This is a genomic window from Promicromonospora iranensis (genome assembly GCF_028994805.1).
Taxonomy (GTDB): domain Bacteria; phylum Actinomycetota; class Actinomycetes; order Actinomycetales; family Cellulomonadaceae; genus Promicromonospora; species Promicromonospora iranensis.
This window is the reverse complement of sequence record NZ_JAJQQP010000005.1, coordinates 251,810-269,011: the sequence shown is the minus strand read 5'-3', so window position 1 is coordinate 269,011 and position 17,202 is coordinate 251,810. Positions and strand designations below refer to the sequence as shown.

Sequence of the window (17,202 nt, the reverse complement as noted above, 5' to 3'; positions counted from 1 at the left end):
CGCCCTGCCGAAGAGACCAGGACGACGAGGTGCGCCGTGTCGCCCCGAAGGTGCGGGCACGGGAGGTGCGGGGTCTATCCCGCCCGACGACCCCTACACCGTCGGGACCAGCAGCGTGAGCAGCTCCCCCGACCCGAGGTGTACCAGTGCCTTGCCCGGGCTGACCTGCGACGAGACAGCAGAGCGCGCCAGGCTCACGCCCACGAGGTCGCCGTCGAACCGGTCCTGCGGGCTGAGCAGGGCGCCTCGACGGAACTTCTTGGCGTCGACCTGCCAGCCGGAGAACCCGCCCGCGACCTCGGACGTCTCACCACCGAGGATCAGCCCGCGCTGGTTGTCCGCAGCGGTGCGCAGGTACGCCCGCAGCCAGGTCTTGGCGGGGGCGTCGGTCACCTGCTCGCCGTCGTCGACCACGAGGACCACCGGCGTCCCGTCGGGGTCGAGGTGCGGCGCGAGGTCCTCCTCGGTCACCTCGGGGTCGGTGAGCACGGCGCGGACGCCGTCCCGGCCGGCGAGGTCGCGCAGGATGCTCGGCCGCGGCGCGAGCACCACGACCTGGGTGCCGCCGCGCAGCAGGGACTCGGTCATGACCGCGAGCATCGTGGACCGTCCGGACCGGGACGGCCCGGCCACGATGAACGCCGGCGCGTCGCCGGCCAGGTCCATGCCGAACGCCGCGAGGTCGTCGCCACCGACGCCGAGCAGCGCCCACATCGGCCGGGCCGCCTCCCGGCCCACGTACTGGTACGCCGCGTCCACGGTGATCGTGGAGGGCAGGTCGTCCACCCGGAACGGCCCCGTCCCCGGTGCCACGTCCTCCCGTTCGCGGATCGTCGCGGCGATCTGGCGGGCCGCGGCCGTCTGGGCACGACCGGCCGGGTCGTCCCCGAGGACCGCCACCTGCACCTCGAGCCCGCTCCCGGACTTGAAGGCGCGCCCGGCCTGGATCTCCTCGGGCAGCTTCTTGTGGTTGATGCCGGCCATGCCGTAGTCGAACCGGTCGGTCAGCCGCAGCACGAGGGAGTCGTCGGTCAGCACGCTCATCCGGCTCGACAACAGGCTGCGGTCACCGGCGATGAGCAGGTGGATGCCGGCGCTCGCCCCGTCCCGCAGCAGCTCCTGGACCTGTTCGACCAGCGTGCCGCCGTCGACCTCGCCGTAGCTGCTCATGAAGCTCTCCCAGCGGTCGATCAGCAGCAGCATCCGCGGCAGGCGTGCCTCCGGTTCGGCGAGCTCGCGCTGTTCGGTGACGCTGGCGTAGTTCCCGGCAGCGAGGACCTGCTGCCGCCGTCCGAGCTCCGCCTGGAGGCGGCCGAGCAGACGGCTGAGCCGATCGGCCTGCCCACGCTGCACGACGGCGCCCGTGTGCGGCAGCTCGCCCAGCACCGTCAGGGCACCGTTGCCGCAGTCGATCGCGTACAGGTGGAGGTCGGCCACGGGCATGGCGGTGGCGGCCGCGAACGCCGTGGTGCGCAGCGTGGTCGAGCGTCCGCTGCCGGGTGCGCCGACCACGTAACGGTGCCCGAAGCCGTCGAGGTCGATCACCGCGGACCCCTGGCGCTGGTCCGCCGGCGAGTCCTCCATCGCCCAGGCGAACGCCGACTCCTCTGCGGGCTGGGCCACCTCGGAGAGCTGGAGCAGGTCCGGCAGCGGCGGCAGCCACGGCCGGCGCGGGCTGGGCCACTCGCCCAGCCGGGACGCCTCGCGCAGGGTCGCGACGAGCGCGGCCAGGTCGGTCTCGACGTCCTCCCGGCGCTTGACCTTCGGGCGGCTGGGCGGCGCGGCGCCCAGGTCGGCCACGGGCACCCGCGCGACGAACGGGGCTTCCACCTGCCCGACGTCGGACAGGGAGAGGCGGCGGCCGCCGACCCGGGCGGACTGGAAGGGGATCACCGACGCGTGCCCGAGCCGGGCGTAGGCCCGGCCGGGCTGCGACTTGGCGATCTCGGCCGCCTCGGTGGCGTCGATGACGTCCTTGGACTCGCCCTTGTCCGTCATGCGGAGAGCGACGCGCAGGTTGGTGTTGGCGCGGATCTCCGGTGAGATCACGCCGGAGGGCCGCTGGGTCGCGAGGACGAGGTGGATGCCGAGGGAGCGGCCCCGCTGCGCGATGTTGACCAGGCCGGCGACGAAGTCGGGCAGCTCGCGCGCCATCGAGGCGAACTCGTCGATGACGATCATGAGGCGCGGCAGCGTGGGACCGACATGCCCGCGGCCCTGCGCGTCGAGGTAGTCCTCCAGGTCCTTCGCGCCGGCGTCCGCGAGCACGTGCTCCCGGTAGGTGAGCTCGGCACGCAGCGAGTCCAGGGCGCGTTCCACGAGGTGGGAGTCCAGGTCGGTGACCATGCCGACCGTGTGCGGCAGCTGCTCGCACTGGCTGAACGCGGCGCCGCCCTTGTAGTCGACCAGCACGAAGTTCATGGTCTCCGGCGTGTTCACCACGGCCAGCGACGCGACGACCGTCTGCAGGAACTCCGACTTGCCCGACCCCGTGGTGCCGCCCACGAGGGCGTGCGGCCCGTCACGCACCAGGTCGAGCGTGAACGGTCCGTCGAGCGAGACGCCGACGACGGCGGCCGTGCTGCCCTTCGACACCCCCCGCCAGCGGGAGACCATCTGCTCGGCGTCGAGGTCCTCGATGCCGAGCACCTCGACGAGCCGGGCCGAGTCCGGGATCAGGCCGTCGCCCTCGGACGCCGTCACGTCGTGCACGGCGGCCACCGCGCGGGCCACGGGTTCGAACCAGTCGTCGGCCACCTCGTCGACCAGCACCGACCGGAGGTCGTCGGCGTCCTGCCGGCGCAGCGTCATGCCGCCGTCGACGCGAGCCAGCGCCACGGCCGTGCACTCCTCGGGCAGGAGCTGCTCGTCGCCGTCGAGGCACACGACGCTCACCCCGACGCCGGGGCCGTCGCGCAGGATGGACACGACGCCGGGCAGCGCGCGCAGCCGGCGTGCACCGTCGAGCACCACCACGACCTGCGGGCCCGACATGACCTTGGCGCTCGACGCGTCCATGGCCGCCCGGCGCTGGGTGATCAGCGAGCTCACCTCGGCGACGCGGGCCGCGAGCGTCTCGGTGGTGGTCCCGAGCAGGGCCACCGCCGTCTGACCGAACGAGGGCCGCACGTGCGGCAGCCACGCCGCCCACGCCCACTCCTGCACGTGCTCGGAGCTGGTCAGCACGTAGACCTGCACGTCGCGCGGGCTCTGCAGCACCCCGAGCTGGCCCACCATCCAGCGGGCCCGACGGCGCGGCCAGTCTCCCGGGCCCGCCAGCCCGACGACGCCCGCCTCCCGCAGGGGCACCGTGATCGGCACCGACCGCACGGTCGCGCGGGTCTTGCGGCGGTGCTCGGGCTCGGCGCTGTCCTCCACCTCGACGCGGCTGGTGGCGTCGGCGAGCCCCAGCCGGACGGTCAGGTGGTCCGAGTCGGTGCTGCGCCGCTCCCACAGGCGGCGCGTCGGGGTGGTGGCGATGAGCCGCAGCTCGGCGGCGCCCGGGCTGGAGACCCGACGGCGGTGCTGCTCACGCCGTACCGCGTCCAGCACCTCCTCCTCGAGCGCCGCGCGTTCCTCGGCGTGCTCCTTGAGCCGCTCCTTGTGCGTGGTCACGCCGTTGCGCTTCTGCATCCACCAGTGCCCGAGGCCCATCAGCGGCGAGGCCAGCGCGAACATCAGGTAGTACGGCGACTGGAAGACGAACGCCATGGTGATGCCCAGCACCGCCGGCATCGCCATGGCCAGCCACGGCAGCGGGTTCCGCGCGGGCGGCTGCGGCTCGGCGGGCAGCCGGAAGTGCGTCGCGGGCATCGGCGGCAGCAGGCGCGGCGGCCGGTTGTAGTCCAGGTGCCCCGGCTCAGCGGCGGGACGCAGGTCGGCGTCGGGCCGCGTGGCCGGCTGGACCGTGAGGACGCTCGGCCCGATCCGCAGCTGGGTGCCCGTGGCCCACGGCGCCTCGTCCTCGCCCAGCGGCTCCTCCAGCCGGTCCAGGTGCACCAGCCGGCCGGCGGAACGAGGATCCGGGACGCGCCGCACCCGTACCCCGCCGTCCAGCGCGACGACGACGGCGATCGCGGCCAGGCCGCCCTCGCGCGGCTCGTCCACCCGGACACGGCCGTCGTGCCCTACCTGCACGGTGGACTCGCCGACGCCGAGCCGGACCACCGCGCCGGCGCCGGTCCCGCCCGTGACGCACAGGTCGACGGGGCCGCCCGCCATGGCGTTCGAGCGGCCGTCCGTCAGCCGCGCGTCGCCCGCGAAGGTGACGACGGCGCCGTCCCGGACACCCGAGTCCGCCACGTGCACCTCCTGACCGGTGCCGTAGCTGGTCGGCACCGGCCGCCCGTCCACGTACATGGTGCTGCCCCGCGGAGCGCCCACCTCGGCGGCCAGCCGCTCGGCCAGGTCCGCCGCGGTGGTGCGGTCGTCCAGCTCCAGGGCCAGCAGCGCCTCGCGCGCCCCGTGGCGCGCGGTGATCAGAGCCTGCACGTCACTCGCCTCCCCGCCGTACGGCGGTCTGCTCGTCGTAGCGCACGTCGGGCAGGAACCCGCTGCGCAGCCAGCCGTCGTCGCCCGCGGTGAACCGCCACCGTGCCGACGGCGACGAGCCGAGCACGATCACCACCCACGTGAACTCCGGGCTCGCGAACCGGGCGGCGAGCATGTCCTGCTGCGCCGCCGTCGGCGCCTGGGACAGCACCAGCACGCCGCCCTCACCCATCACCAGCTCGGGGACCACCTGCTCGATCCCCGCGAGGTGCTCCACCTGCTCCGGCTGCGGCAGGCCGTTGCCGACCATCACCACACGCGGGTCGTCCGACCACGGGTTGCCCGTGAGCTCTCCCAGCCACCGGCGCAGCACCTCGTGCCGCGCCTGCGTCGGGCCGTCCAGGCTGATCACGCCACGCGCGGAGGCGAAGTCCACCAGCACCCGGCCGGTCTCGCCCATGCCCAGGTTGACCAGCCGGGCGAACCGCGCCGTCGAGTCCTCGGACGCCGCACCCGACTGCAGCTTCGCCAGCGGCGCCACCCAGCTCTGGCCGTCCTCGCTCACCACCCACGGCTCAGGGGCCGGGGCCGCCGGGTTGGTCAGCCGCAGCCGCAGCGAGCTGCCCTCGATGAACACCGCGGTCACGCCGGGCAGGTCCAGTCCGTCCCGCTCGCACGCGGTCATCAGCACGCGCAGCGACCGGTCGACGGTCCACGCCGCCGACGTGTCGGTCCGCAGCAGGCTGTCGTCGAACGGTTCGTGGCGCCTCCGCCGCCGCACGAGCCAGATCCCGAGACCGACCAGCAGCGCCAGCAGCAGTGCCGCCCCCGTCGCGTACACGACCGGACCCAGCGGCCGGGAGCTCCCCGCATCCTCCACGCCCGCCACCTCCACCGCCGGGGTGGCCGACGGCGACACCGTGGGCGACGGCTCGGCCGACGGCGGTCCGAAGCCCGGGAGCGGACCGAACGTGAGCCCCTTGCCCGTGGCTTCCTTGGGCATCTTGAGCACCCAGCCAGGCCGCAGGGTCCTCGGGTCCGTCATGTACGCACCGTCAGGCTGCCGGTGCCCCTCGGTCAGCTCCGCGATCTCGGGCCAGCGGTCCCGGTCGGCGAGGAACCGCTCGGCGATGTCGTTGAGCTTCTCCGACTTGCCGTCCGGCGCCTTGCGGACCACGTAGTACAGGACCGACCCGGGCGGCCCGGTGCGCTCCGGCACCGGGGCCGACGTCGGCGGCACGGAGGGCGGGACCACCGGGGCGGACCTCGTCGGTTCCGGCTCCTTCGGCTCGGACGCCTTCGGCCGCGGGGTCGCCGCCGGCTTCTTGGACGGCTTGGGCGCCGCCGGCTCCGGCTCGGGCTCCGGCTCGCCGAAGATGCGGAGCTCCCAGATCGAGTTGCCCGCCGTACCGCTCCGGGCGCTGGAGTGCATCCGCACGTAGCGGCCCTCACCGCGGATGTTGATGACGTCCCGGCCGCCGTCGGCCGCTTCCGTGAACCAGTGCGTCTCCCAGGTCTCGCCGTCCTGCGACAGCTGGACGGAGAACGCCGTCGAGTGGGCGACCTCCCAGTCGATCTCCACCCGGTGCACGACGGTGGACCGCTCCAGGTCGATCCGCAGCCACTGCGGGTCGCTGAACCCGCTGGACCAGCGGGTAGCCGGGTTGCCGTCCACCGCCTGGCGTGCCGGGAAGTCCGGCTTCTCCAGCGACGACGCCACCGCCGGCTTGCCGCGCGACAGCAGGACCGGCTCCGGCTCGGCGGCCGCGGCGGCGGGCCCGACGAGCGGAGCCAGCACCAGGGCTGCCACGGTGAGGCACGTCAGTGCCGCGAACACCACCGGGTGCGACACCCGCGGCCCGTAGGCCTCACTCCCCCGCACGACGCACCGCCGCCTGCTCCGTGTAGCGCACGTCGGGCAGGAACCGGCTGCGCAACCAGCCGTCGTCGTCCGCCGTGAGGCGCCACCTGGCCGACGGCGACTCGCCCAGCACGATCACCACCCAGCCGAACCCCGGCGAGGAGAACCGGGCAGCGAGCAGGTCCTGCTGCGCGACGGACGGCGCCTGGGACAGCACCAGCACGCCACCCCCCGCGGCGTCGAGCTCGGGGATCACCTGCTCGATCGCCGCGAGGCGCTCCGCCTGCTCCGCCTGCGGCAGGCCGTTGCCGACCATCACCACACGCGGGTCGTCCGACCACGGGTTCCCGGTGAGCTCTCCCAGCCACCGGCGCAGCACCTCGTGCCGCGCGCGGGTGGGGCCGTCCAGGCTGATCACGCCACGCGCGGCGGCGAAGTCCACCAGCACCCGGCCCGTCTCGCCCACACCGATCGTGACCAGACGCGCGAACCGGGACGTCGGTGCCTCCGACGCCGGCGCCGACTGCAGCTTCGCGAGCGGCGCGGACCAGCTCTGCCCGTCCTCGTTCGCCACCCACGGCGCCGGTGCCGGCGAGACCGGGCTCGCCAGCCGGAGCCGCATGGCCGAGCCCTCGATGAACACGCCACTGACCATCGGCAGGTCCTGGCCGTCCCGCTCGCACGCGGCCATCAGCACCCGCAGCGCCCGGTCCACCATCCACGCCGCCGACGTGTCGGTGCGCAGCAGGCTGTCGTCGAACGGTTCCTCCCGGCCCCAACGGCGGCGGCGCACCAGCAGGATCACGCCGAGCACCACGGGCACGGCCAGTGCCACCCCTCCGACGGCGATCAGGGCCGGCACCAGCCAGGACGGCTCCGCACCGGTGGCCGCATCCTGACCGTCGGTCGCCTCGGACCCCGCCTCGGACGGCGGACCGCTCGCCTCGGCCACCGGGCTCGGCCCCGGGAGCGGGCCGTGCTGCAGGCCCTCACCCTCGGCGTCTTCCGGCAGCTGCAGCACCCAGCCGACCTCGACCACCTCCGGGTCGGTGAGCGCACCACCGTCCGGCTGGGTACGGCCCTCGTTCAGCGCGAAGATCTCGGGATTGCGTTCACCGTCGCCCAGGAACCGCTCGGCGATCAGGTACAGGTACTCGGTCTCGCCCTCCGGCGTCCTGCCCACCACGTAGTACGGCACGGCGGGTGCGGACGCCTCGGCCGACGGCGCCCCCGTGCCGCCGGTGTCTTCTCCTGCCACCACCGGCGCCGCCGGCAGCACGCCGACCTCGATGCCCGGGCCCTCGGCGTCGTCGGGCAGCTGCATGATCCAGCCGGGCAGGACGGAGGCGGCGTCGGTCAGCGTGTTCCCGTCCGGCTGGGTGCGCCCCTCGTTGAGGTCGAAGATCTCCATGTACCGGTTGCCGTCGCCGAGGAACCGCTGAGCGATGTCGAAGAGGAACTCCGGATCGCCGTCCGGCCTGGTCTGGATCACGTAGTACTTGACCTGCTCGCCGCTCTTGTCCATGGACCGCCCGGTGGACGGCTCCGCGGTGAGGGTGCCGAGGGCGCTGTGGGCCGCGCCGGCATGGACCGGGCCGGTGCCGGCCGCCGCGGGCGCGGCCAGGGCCACCGTTGCTGCGGCGAGGAACGGCACAGCCGTCAACAGCGCTGTCGTGAGCAGCGCGGCCGCAGCAGGTGCGGCGGCGGCGCGTGGGGCGTGATGCACAGTTGCTCCGTCTTCAGATGTGTCGCGTCGGTCAGGGGTGTACGTGCGTGCCGGCGCCCGGCCTCAGACGGTGCCGGGCACGGTCCCCTCCGAGAGGTTCAGCGGGTTCGCGCCAGGGCCTGCCCACCGGAAGGTGGTCATGACGGCGTCGAAGAAGAAGATGAGTGCCTCGGCGAGCTTCTCGGTCTCCTCGCTGTTCCAGACGGTGCTGAACGAGAGGACGAGCCATTCGCCGTCGGCCGCGTCGCGGGACACGACGTACAGGACCTGGCGGGTCGACGCGTCGGGGAGGTCGCCCTCGGGGTGCGCGTCGACGGTGGTCTCCACGACACGTACGCCCGGCCGGCCGTCGATCTCGACGAGCTCGCTCTCCTCGTAGCTGTCGGAGAGGACCTCGGACACCACGGAGAGCGGGTCGGCACCCGGGTCGCTGACCAGCTCCAGCTCGGTGAGGGACGCAGGGATGATCACCCCGTTCATCGGCTCCGTCGGCAGGTACACGGCCCCCGCCCCCGCGGCGCGCGCGTCGGACAGCGACGACCGGAGGCTGTCGGCGAGCATGCGCCGGTGCGGTTCCGCAGAGTCCCGCGGCAGGTCGGCGGGCAGGGCACGGGCGACGACCTCCTCGATCGCCTCGTCCAGCTCGCGGACCTGCTCGTCACTGGTCGGGAAGCGCACCCAGCCCGGTGGGAGGAGGAGCGCCCACGCGTCGGTGGGTCTGCCCTCCACGGGTCGGGCGGTCGCGGTCGGGTCGGTCACGGAGTGCTCCTGATGATGTGCACAGCGGGCAGCAGCTCGTCGAGCAGCTCCGTCATGGAAGGGCCGTGCAGCAGGTCCTGGGACCGCCACTGCAGCACGGTGTCGACGACGGCGTCCGCGTGCTCGGTTCGCCGGCCGAGGCAGACGCTCACCCACGCGCCGCCGGTCTCCGGATCGAGGTCGAGTCGCGTCACGCGCATCCCGTCACCGTCAGGCAGGTCGACGTACTCGATCTTGGGTGGGGCGACGGGGTTGCCGCCGGTGGCGCCGAGCGCGGTCATGAGGTCGTCGCCGGGGTCGCCGGGAGGCTCGATGCCGACCGTGGCGAGCACCGGCACCGGCGCCGAGTCAGGCACCCGGAAGGTGGCGACGACGAGTGCGCCGCCGTCGATCACGCCGTCGGCGAAGGCGCGCAGGTTGGCCACGGATTCCGCGGCGACGCCGTCACGCACCGCGTCCAGGACGGCGTCCGGATCCTCGTCGACCCCGGACTCCTGGTCGTCGAACAACGACGACCGGACGAGGCCGGCGACCTCCAGCTCCCACGCGGCGAGCAGGTCGGGCGGCAGGGTCGCAGTCGTGGGGACGAGCAGCCAGCCCTCGGGCGGTTCGACCCGCCAGGTCCATCCTTCGCCCGCCATCAGACCGGGTTCTCGCCGGTCAGGCCGGAATAGGTCGCGTCGTGCCAGGCGGTGTTGGTGTTCCGCTGGTCGAACGGGTTCAGGAACGAGGGGTTCAACATGCTGAACGGACGACCGAACCAGCCGATCCCGTAGGCGATCGGCCCGACGTACATCCACGGCTTGATCTGGAAGATCGGACCGAACAGGCCGATGTTGCTCGCGATCTTGCTCACGTCCCTGATGTCACTGACGCCGATGAGACGGTCCCACCGGTAGTCGCCCTTGGGCCACGCCTTCGTGAGGCGGCTCCAGTCCTCCTTGAGGACCCATTTCGGATTCTTGAAGATGTGCCACCAGCCCGGGCTCACCTTGGTCTTGTCGAGGAAGGTCGCGATGTTCTTGATCTCGAGGCTCACCTTCGAGAGCCTCTCGCTGAAGATCTTGCTGGCATCCAGCCTCATGTTCTTGTTGCTGATGTTGAGGAGGCGCAGGTTCTTCGCGAAGTCGATCTTCAGCCTGTCCAGCTTGGCGGGCCCGCCCTTCGCCAGGCCGAGCCCCTGGACGCCCTTGAGGTTGTTCGCCATCTTCGCCGCGATGCCGATCCCGACGAGGCTCAGCACACCGAGGATGACGCCGAGCCAGCTGCCCTCACCCTGGGCGGCCAGGATGACGCTCGCGACCACGGAGACCACGGCGACGCCGATGCCGATCAGCGCGATGACGTTCAGCCCGGGTATGAGGATCGCCAGCACGGCGAGGGCCAGCCCGATGTACGTCAAGATCTCGACCAGCGCCTTGAGGAACTTGTTGAGCCGGTGCTTGAAGGCCTCCCAGCCCGTCGTGTGCAGGCCGTCGACCTTCCAGTTCTCGCGGATCTTCGCGGCAGCGGCCTCGGCGGCGGCTCTGAGCGCTTCGAGGGCGCCTGCCATCTTCTGCTTCGCTCCGGCGAGACCGGCGCCGGCCGCGTCGATCGCCGCCTCGCGGTCGGCCGACTCCTTCTTCTCCGCCGCGGTCAACGGTTCGGCGCCATCGGGCCGGGTGGAGTTGACCGGGTCCGGCATGGACTGCGCGCCGCGGAGCGAAGCCTGTGCGTTCTCCGCGTCGGCAAGGGCCTCCCCGGTGGCGGTCCGCGCCGTGGCCAGCGCCGGCCGGTACCCGTCGAGCGCTGAGTGCACGTCGGCGTACCGGCCGGCCGCCTTGTCGAGGGCACCGGCGCTCTCCCGGGCGCGCTTGCGCAGGGCGTCGGCGGACTGCCCCTTGAGCAGGCGGACGTCGCCGTCACCGATCCTCTTGAGCAGGCCTGCCTGCTCGGTCATCGCCTCCGAGATCTTCTTGTAGTGGGCGATGACCTCGTCCAGCTCCGAGGGATCAGCCGGGACCGGGTCCGAGTCGTGATCGACCAGTGGCCAGTCCCCTTGGCGGGCGGCGCTCATCCGTTTCCTCTTCTGCTGCTGTCACTGGGGCGGTGGCTGCCGGTGCGGTGGCCAGGCGCCCTACTTCTGGTCGAAGGTCGAGCTCAGCTGGTCCTCGGTGTCGGTCCAGGTCTTCGCGGCCTCGTCCATCTTCTTCGTGAGGTTGTCGAGCTGCTGCTGGAGCTTTTCCCGCTTGACCCACCAGTCGTCGATGAAGTCGTCCATGGCCTGCTTCAGGACCTCGTGGCCCCAGACCGTGCCGCCGTCCCACAGCTTCGACATGTTCTTGAACTCGTCGTTGATCGCCTTGAGATCCCTGGCGGAGTCCTCCAGGACCTCTTTGGTGACGACAAGGTCTGCCATCGCGTTACTTGTTCAGCGCGTTCGCGAGTTCCTCGTCGGTCTTGCGCAGCGCCTCGGCTGCCTGCTTGAGGTACTCGCCGATGCCGGTGAGGCCCTCGAGGATCTGCTTGCCGCCCTTGTCGAGCTCCTGGTACGACTCGTCGAACCGCTTGGACGACTTGTCGGTCACGTAGCCGTCCGCCACCAGGTTGCTCACCATCGAACGCAGCTGGTCCAGCTTGCTGCGCATGTCGTCCGACTCCTGCTTCATCCGCTGAGCGGCGTCTTCCATCTCCTGGAATGTCACCTTGATGTTCGACATGGTGGAACCCTTCGTTCGCGCGTCGTGGACTCGTGCTCTGCGGTGCTGGGCAATCGTCACCAATCGGACCAACCGGGCGGCCACGTGCAGGTGAACGTCGGCCAAACGGCGCACGACGCACGAAAGACGGGCCCGGGTTTTCACCCGGGCCCGTCGCGCTATTCGAAAAAGTGCCCCTTACCTGGGGCTTTCCCCTCCGCTGAGGGTTGGCTCCCCGTGCTGTCGGGGCCTCCGACCGCGTCGGGAGCCAGCACTCAACGGGGCGTGTGGAGCTGGATCGGCGCAGGGGCGGCGTGGAGCTCGGCGCGCTCCACGAGGGAGGCGACCAGGGCGGCGAGCGGCACCAGCACCAGGTTGCCCAGGAGCATGGTGCGCAGGAACGGCAGGCCCGCCACGTAGCTCGCGAGCAGCCCGTCCAGGGTCGCCGGGTACATCCCGTCCATCAGCCAGACGCCGAAGTTGGTCCACGCGAAGAACCACAGCGAGCCGCCCACGCCCACACCGAGCGCAGCGGCGTACCGGCCAGGGCCGCGCAGGTGCCGCGCGAGGATCGCGCCGAGGCCCACGACCGCCCACGCCGACCAGGTGAACCACATGATCTGCGTGTTGCCGATCACGGCGTCGCTCACGGCCACCACGGCGAACGGCACGACCGCCGCCCACCGGTTCCGCAGCAGCAGCACCGCGAGGAAGGTCGCGGCAGTGGCGATCTCGAGGTTCGGCGGCGCACCCAGGTCGGGGGCGACCAGGCGCCACACCACCGCGGCGGTCAGCACCAGGACGACGGTCGCCGGGCGCCACCAGCGGTGCGCGAGCTCGCCCACCGTCAGGTCGCGCCCCTGGTCGCCGGCCGCTGGGGTCAGTACGTCTCGAGTGTCCACGTGATCTCCTGACCGTCCTCGGTCTCCAGTGTGCCCGCCCCGACCTGTGCCGGCTCACCGTCCACGGACAGCGCCCAGAACTCCTGCTTCGAGTCGTCCGCCGCGCGGCCGCCGATGGCCGTCACGAAGGCGTTCTCGCCCTCGCCGGTGACCTCGGCGGACGGGTCCGCCTCGAGGAGCAGCTCCAACGCGGTGGCACCGGTACGTCCCGGGTAGCTGAGCGTCTCGACGTCGCCGGACGGCGACGCGGTGTCGGACGCCGACGCGCCGGCAGAGGCCGTGTCCGACGGCGCGCTCAGCGTCGCCGAGACCATCGGCTCAGGCTCGGCCGTACCGCCGCAGGCAGCGAGCAGGCCGGCCAGGAGAAGTGCGGCAGTCGCCGCACCGAGCGCCCGGAGCGGGCGGACAGAAGTCGTGTTCACGCTGGCGAGTGTAGGTCGGCGCGCGCAAGCAGGCGCGGCCGTCCCAGCCTTCGGCGGACGGCCGTCGCGTCCTCCGGTCAGATGTCGATGCGCGAGCGGTCCAGCTCGGCGGCGCCCGCGATGAGGAACTCCTTGCGCGGTGCCACGTCGGTGCCCATCAGGAGCTCGAACGCGCGCTCCGCCGCCTCCGCGTGCTCCGCCGTGACGCGGCGCAGCGTGCGGTGGCGGGGGTCCATGGTCGTCTCCGCGAGCTGGTCGGCGTCCATCTCACCCAGGCCCTTGTACCGCTGGATGTCGGGCTTGTAGCGGCGCCCGGCCCGGTCGAGCTTCTTGAGCGTGCTGTTCAGCTCGGCCTCCGAGTACGTGTAGATGTACTCGTTCTTGCGGCGGCCGTTGCCGATCACCTCGACGCGGTGCAGCGGAGGAACCGCCGCGAACACGCGGCCCGCCTCCACCATCGGCTTCATGTACCGGTAGAAGAGCGTCAGCAGGAGCGTGCGGATGTGCGCGCCGTCGACGTCGGCGTCGGTCATCATGATGATCTTGCCGTAGCGAGCCGCCTCGAGGTCGAACGACCGGCCGGATCCCGCACCGAGCACCTGGATGATCGCCGCGCACTCCGCGTTGCGGAGCATGTCGCTGATCGACGCCTTCTGGACGTTGAGGATCTTGCCGCGGATCGGCAGCAGCGCCTGGAAGTCGCTGGACCGTGCGAGCTTCGCGGTACCGAGCGCGCTGTCGCCCTCGACGATGAACAGCTCGGACCGCTCCACGTCGTTCGAGCGGCAGTCGGCCAGCTTGGCGGGCAGCGAGGAGGTCTCCAGCGCGTTCTTGCGGCGGGAGATCTCCTTCTGCTTGCGGGCGGTGATGCGCGCGCGCATCTCGGCGACGACCTTGTCGAGCAGCAGCGAGGCCTGCGTCTTCTCGTCACGCTTCGTGGAGTTCAGGCGGGCCTGGATCTCCTGCTCGACCACGCGGGAGACGATCTGGCGCACCGGGCCCGTGCCCAGCACCTCCTTGGTCTGTCCCTCGAACTGCGGCTCGGAGAGACGCACGGTGACCACGGCGGTGAGGCCGGCCAGCACGTCGTCCTTCTCGATGCGCTCGGCGCCGTCCTTGGTGGAGACCTTGAGCTTGCGCGCGTTGGTCTCCACGCCCTTGCGGATCACCTTGAGCAGGCCCTGCTCGAAACCCGTCAGGTGCGTGCCGCCCTTGGGCGTCGAGATGATGTTGACGAAGGAGCGCACCTCGGTGTCGTAGCCGGTGCCCCAGCGCAGCGCGATGTCGACCTCGCAGTCGCGCTGCAGCTCGCGCGGCGACATGTGGCCGCGCTCGTCCAGCACCGGGACGGTCTCCTTGAACGTGCCCGAGCCCTGCAGCACCCAGGTCGCCGTGACCGGCGAGTCCGGTGCCAGGAACTCGACGAAGTCGGCCGCGCCGCCGCTGTGCTTGAAGACCTCCTCGTGCGGCCCGTCCTCGGCGGGCGTGCCCGGCAGCCCGCGCTCGTCCCGCACCGTGATCTCGAGACCGGGCACCAGGAACGTGGTCTGCCGCACGCGGGTGACCAGCTCGTCGTAGCTGAACACCGCCGACTTGGGGAAGATCTGCCGGTCGGCCCAGTAGCGCACACGGGTGCCCGTACGGCCCCGGGGCACCTTGCCGACCACGGCGAGCTCGGAGTGGTCGACGAAGGGCTGGAACGGCGCGTCCGGGCCGGGCCCGGAGGCCGGATCGGAGAACGTGCCCGGCTCACCACGGTGGAAGGTCATGCCGTACGTCTTGCCGCCGCGGTCCACCTGGACGTCGAGGCGCGCGGACAGCGCGTTCACCACGGAGGCGCCGACGCCGTGCAGACCGCCGGACGCCTGGTAGGAGCCGCCCCCGAACTTGCCGCCGGCGTGCAGCTTGGTGAAGACCACCTCGACGCCGCTCAGACCGGTCTTGGGCTCGACGTCGATCGGGATGCCGCGGCCGTCGTCGGTCACCGTGACGGACGTGTCGGCGTGCAGCACGATGCCGATCTTGCTGGCGTGCCCGCCCAGGGCCTCGTCGACGGAGTTGTCGATGATCTCCCAGAGGCAATGCATCAGGCCACGGGAGTCCGTGGTCCCGATGTACATACCGGGACGCTTGCGAACCGCCTCGAGACCCTCGAGGACGGACAGGTGGCGAGCGGTGTACGACTCGGACGTTGCGGTCACGGCGACAGCGTAGACGAGGTCACCGACAACTCTGGTGAGGCGCTCCCGGCGGGCGACGTGACGGCGCTGTGAGAGCGACGTGACGAACCAGGATTCACCCCATGACGGAAATTACCCTTTCAGCGCAATTGGGGGCGGATGGGGCCCGACACTGTGAGCCACGCCGCTATGCTCGCAGCGAACCGGCCACCCGGGCTGGCATGAACCGCGCGAGCGAATGGTTGGATGGAGATGTGACGACCTTGACGACCGAACCGCTCACCGCCCTCGACCGCTGCGACCGCTGCGGCGCGCAGGCTTATGTGCGCGTCGTTCTGCCCGTGGGCGAGCTGCTCTTCTGCGGCCACCACGCCCGCGCACACGCGTCCGCCTATGCGGACGTCGCCACCCATGTCCAGGACGAGACCGACCGGCTCCACGCGGAGCACGGCCAGGCCTGAGCCCAGGCCGGACACCCACCGGATCTCTGAGAACGCAGACGGCGGTGAGTCACCCTGTGAGGTGACTCACCGCCGTCGTCATGCCCGGACGGGGGTCGGCCGACCGGGTCACTTCCGGGCGGTGACCGTGTCCGCCCAGGAGCCGCGGAACCCGAGGGTCGTGCGCCACCCCTCGGCCGTCTTGGTCAGCGTGCGCGTGGTGCCCTGGGTCGAGACCGCCTGCATCGTCTTGATCTGCCCGCTCGAGTAGCGGGCGGTGACCTTGAGCGACTTGACCCAGCCCAGCTGAAAGACGCTCTTCGCCTTCTTCTGCGTGAGCGTCCCCGTCCACGACGTGTTGGGGTTGCTCGGCGCCCGCGCCGAGTAAGGGTCGGCCACGTGGGCGAGATGGGACTGTGCGGCGGTGCCGAACGCGTCCCGGTTGTTCGCGGTACCGGAGAAGATGCCACCGCGGCCCGACGACGCGAAGTACGGCGTCTCCGCGATGCCGCCGGAGGCGTTGCGCACGACCGTGACCGTCGAGGCGCTGTCCTGCCGGGTGGCGTCGACGGCGGCACGCCAGGTCGCGCCGGCCTCGCCGCCCTCCTTCTTCCAGCCGGTGTAGTTCTGGCTGCTGGTGTCGTCGTAGAGGTGGCAGTCGCACGAGGCCTTCAGGCCCTCGGTCTTGTCCAGGATCGCGTAGTTGCGGGCGACGATCGCCTGCGCCTGGAGCGCCGCGGCGCCCCCGAAGCTGCTCGTGCCCCACAGCGACGGCATCTCCTCGATGCCGTACAGGTACTCGTCGTTGATGACGACCTGGTTGACGACGTTGGGCCGGGCGTTGGGACTGCTGATGCGCAGGCGGCCGTGGCGGTAGCTGCCCTGGGCCCCGGACACGGTCACCGTGCCTGCGCTGCCGGCCCAGTAGCTGGTCCCCGTCCACTCCAGGTAGAAGGCCGGGCGCGCACCGATGGTCTGGCGCACGGTGCCGTTCTCCGTGACCTTCGCGGTGACACCTGCCGTGGTGCGAGAGATGGTGATCTTGCGCGCCGACGTGCCGGTGGCGAGCTGGCTCCCCGCGCCGTCGAGCAGGCGCCACGACCCTGCCGACAGGCTCAGGGTGGTGGTGGCCGGGTCTGCGGACCTGCCGAGCACCTGGACGTCGATGGAGGTCCGGGGGTTGGGGGCGGTGCTGACCGTCGCACCCTGGTAGTAGTAGCGCAGGATGTCGGCGGCGGACTTGCCGTCGCGCGACATCTGGTACGCGCCGTACTGCGACATGCCTACGCCATGGCCGTTGCCGGAGCCGGCGATGCTCCACGATCCCGGCACCACGGTCACCGTCAGGGTGGCGCTGGTCGCGCGGGTGGTCTTGAACCGGTACTTGGTGGTCACGCTCGGCTTGACCGAGGCCGTCGCCCTGCCGGTGGAGCCCGTGATCACGGACCTGACTCGGACCCAGGAGCCGCCGCTGTACTTCTGCAGCGACACCGTGGCGTTGGCCCGCGGCGCGCCGTTGTAGCGATAGACCACCGAGAGCGTCTTCGAGACCGACGCCGTGGTCGTCGACGTGCCGGACGCCGTGAGCGTGTAGCCGGCAGCGGCGGCCGGCGCCACGGACAGGCCCGACGTGATGAACGGGGCGAGAAGCAGGGCGAGGACCGAAGCGACAGTCCGTGCCAGGGCCGCTCGCGGAGCCACGCTGGTCAGTGAGGGCACAGCAAGCACATTCCCACACGACGA

13 protein-coding genes are annotated in these 17,202 nt (G+C 71.7%); 1 reads left to right on the top strand and 12 read right to left on the bottom strand.

What is annotated here, in order from left to right:
* Positions 1-93: 93 nt before the first annotated feature.
* The 11 genes from LUM46_RS10420 to LUM46_RS10370 form a co-directional block, all read right to left on the bottom strand.
* Complete coding sequence (locus LUM46_RS10420) at positions 94-4,491, bottom strand: FtsK/SpoIIIE domain-containing protein (RefSeq protein ID WP_274993787.1); 4,398 nt, start codon at positions 4,489-4,491, stop codon at positions 94-96.
* A 1-nt stretch (position 4,492) separates the two neighbouring features.
* Positions 4,493-6,373 (bottom strand): discoidin domain-containing protein, encoded by a 1,881-nt coding sequence (locus LUM46_RS10415; RefSeq protein WP_274993786.1) that lies wholly within the window; start codon positions 6,371-6,373, stop codon positions 4,493-4,495.
* Positions 6,360-8,078: a LysM peptidoglycan-binding domain-containing protein gene (locus LUM46_RS10410; RefSeq protein WP_274993785.1), complete on the bottom strand. Its 1,719-nt coding sequence runs from the start codon at positions 8,076-8,078 to the stop codon at positions 6,360-6,362. The genes LUM46_RS10415 and LUM46_RS10410 overlap by 14 nt, the downstream gene beginning before the upstream one ends.
* 63 nt (positions 8,079-8,141) lie before the next feature.
* On the bottom strand, positions 8,142-8,837 hold the full coding sequence (locus tag LUM46_RS10405) for a hypothetical protein (RefSeq protein WP_274993783.1): 696 nt from the start codon (positions 8,835-8,837) through the stop codon (positions 8,142-8,144).
* The gene (locus tag LUM46_RS10400; RefSeq protein ID WP_274993782.1) at positions 8,834-9,478 is read right to left on the bottom strand and encodes a hypothetical protein; all 645 of its coding nucleotides are present in this window, start codon (positions 9,476-9,478) and stop codon (positions 8,834-8,836) included. The genes LUM46_RS10405 and LUM46_RS10400 overlap by 4 nt, the downstream gene beginning before the upstream one ends.
* Positions 9,478-10,893 carry a hypothetical protein gene (locus LUM46_RS10395; protein WP_274993780.1) on the bottom strand — a complete coding sequence of 472 codons (1,416 nt, stop codon included), beginning with the start codon at positions 10,891-10,893 and terminating at the stop codon, positions 9,478-9,480. The genes LUM46_RS10400 and LUM46_RS10395 overlap by 1 nt, the downstream gene beginning before the upstream one ends.
* Before the next feature lie 60 nt (positions 10,894-10,953).
* Positions 10,954-11,235, bottom strand: coding sequence for a hypothetical protein (locus LUM46_RS10390; protein ID WP_274993779.1), 282 nt, complete (start codon positions 11,233-11,235; stop codon positions 10,954-10,956).
* Between the two features lie 4 nt (positions 11,236-11,239).
* A complete protein-coding gene (locus tag LUM46_RS10385) occupies positions 11,240-11,536 on the bottom strand; it encodes a WXG100 family type VII secretion target (protein ID WP_274993778.1) in 297 nt (98 codons plus the stop codon).
* Positions 11,537-11,790: 254 nt separating this feature from the next.
* Entirely contained in the window at positions 11,791-12,417 is a 627-nt protein-coding gene (locus LUM46_RS10380) for a DUF6580 family putative transport protein (protein ID WP_274993777.1), read from the bottom strand.
* Positions 12,396-12,839 (bottom strand): DUF4430 domain-containing protein, encoded by a 444-nt coding sequence (locus tag LUM46_RS10375; RefSeq protein WP_274993776.1) that lies wholly within the window; start codon positions 12,837-12,839, stop codon positions 12,396-12,398. Before LUM46_RS10375 ends, LUM46_RS10380 begins: the two co-directional genes overlap by 22 nt.
* Before the next feature lie 77 nt (positions 12,840-12,916).
* Positions 12,917-15,040: a DNA gyrase/topoisomerase IV subunit B gene (locus tag LUM46_RS10370; RefSeq protein WP_274993774.1), complete on the bottom strand. Its 2,124-nt coding sequence runs from the start codon at positions 15,038-15,040 to the stop codon at positions 12,917-12,919.
* A gap of 200 nt (positions 15,041-15,240) precedes the next feature.
* Here LUM46_RS10370 and LUM46_RS10365 point away from each other — a divergent pair, with 200 nt between their 5' ends.
* Positions 15,241-15,480 carry a DUF7455 domain-containing protein gene (locus LUM46_RS10365; RefSeq protein WP_051109391.1) on the top strand — a complete coding sequence of 80 codons (240 nt, stop codon included), beginning with the start codon at positions 15,241-15,243 and terminating at the stop codon, positions 15,478-15,480.
* A gap of 108 nt (positions 15,481-15,588) precedes the next feature.
* Here LUM46_RS10365 and LUM46_RS26620 read toward each other — a convergent pair whose 3' ends face one another.
* Positions 15,589-17,178 carry a SpoIID/LytB domain-containing protein gene (locus tag LUM46_RS26620; protein ID WP_310243122.1) on the bottom strand — a complete coding sequence of 530 codons (1,590 nt, stop codon included), beginning with the start codon at positions 17,176-17,178 and terminating at the stop codon, positions 15,589-15,591.
* Between the last annotated feature and the right edge of the window lie 24 nt (positions 17,179-17,202).

Bases quoted from the DNA above. Each gene is read 5' to 3' on its own strand.
- LUM46_RS10390 (WP_274993779.1), bottom strand. From the start codon at position 11,235: ATGGCAGACCTTGTCGTCACCAAAGAGGTCCTGGAGGACTCCGCCAGG.
- LUM46_RS10385 (WP_274993778.1), bottom strand. From the start codon at position 11,536: ATGTCGAACATCAAGGTGACATTCCAGGAGATGGAAGACGCCGCTCAG.
- LUM46_RS10400 (WP_274993782.1), bottom strand. From the start codon at position 9,478: ATGGCGGGCGAAGGATGGACCTGGCGGGTCGAACCGCCCGAGGGCTGG.
- LUM46_RS10395 (WP_274993780.1), bottom strand. From the start codon at position 10,893: ATGAGCGCCGCCCGCCAAGGGGACTGGCCACTGGTCGATCACGACTCG.
- LUM46_RS10365 (WP_051109391.1), top strand. From the start codon at position 15,241: ATGAACCGCGCGAGCGAATGGTTGGATGGAGATGTGACGACCTTGACG.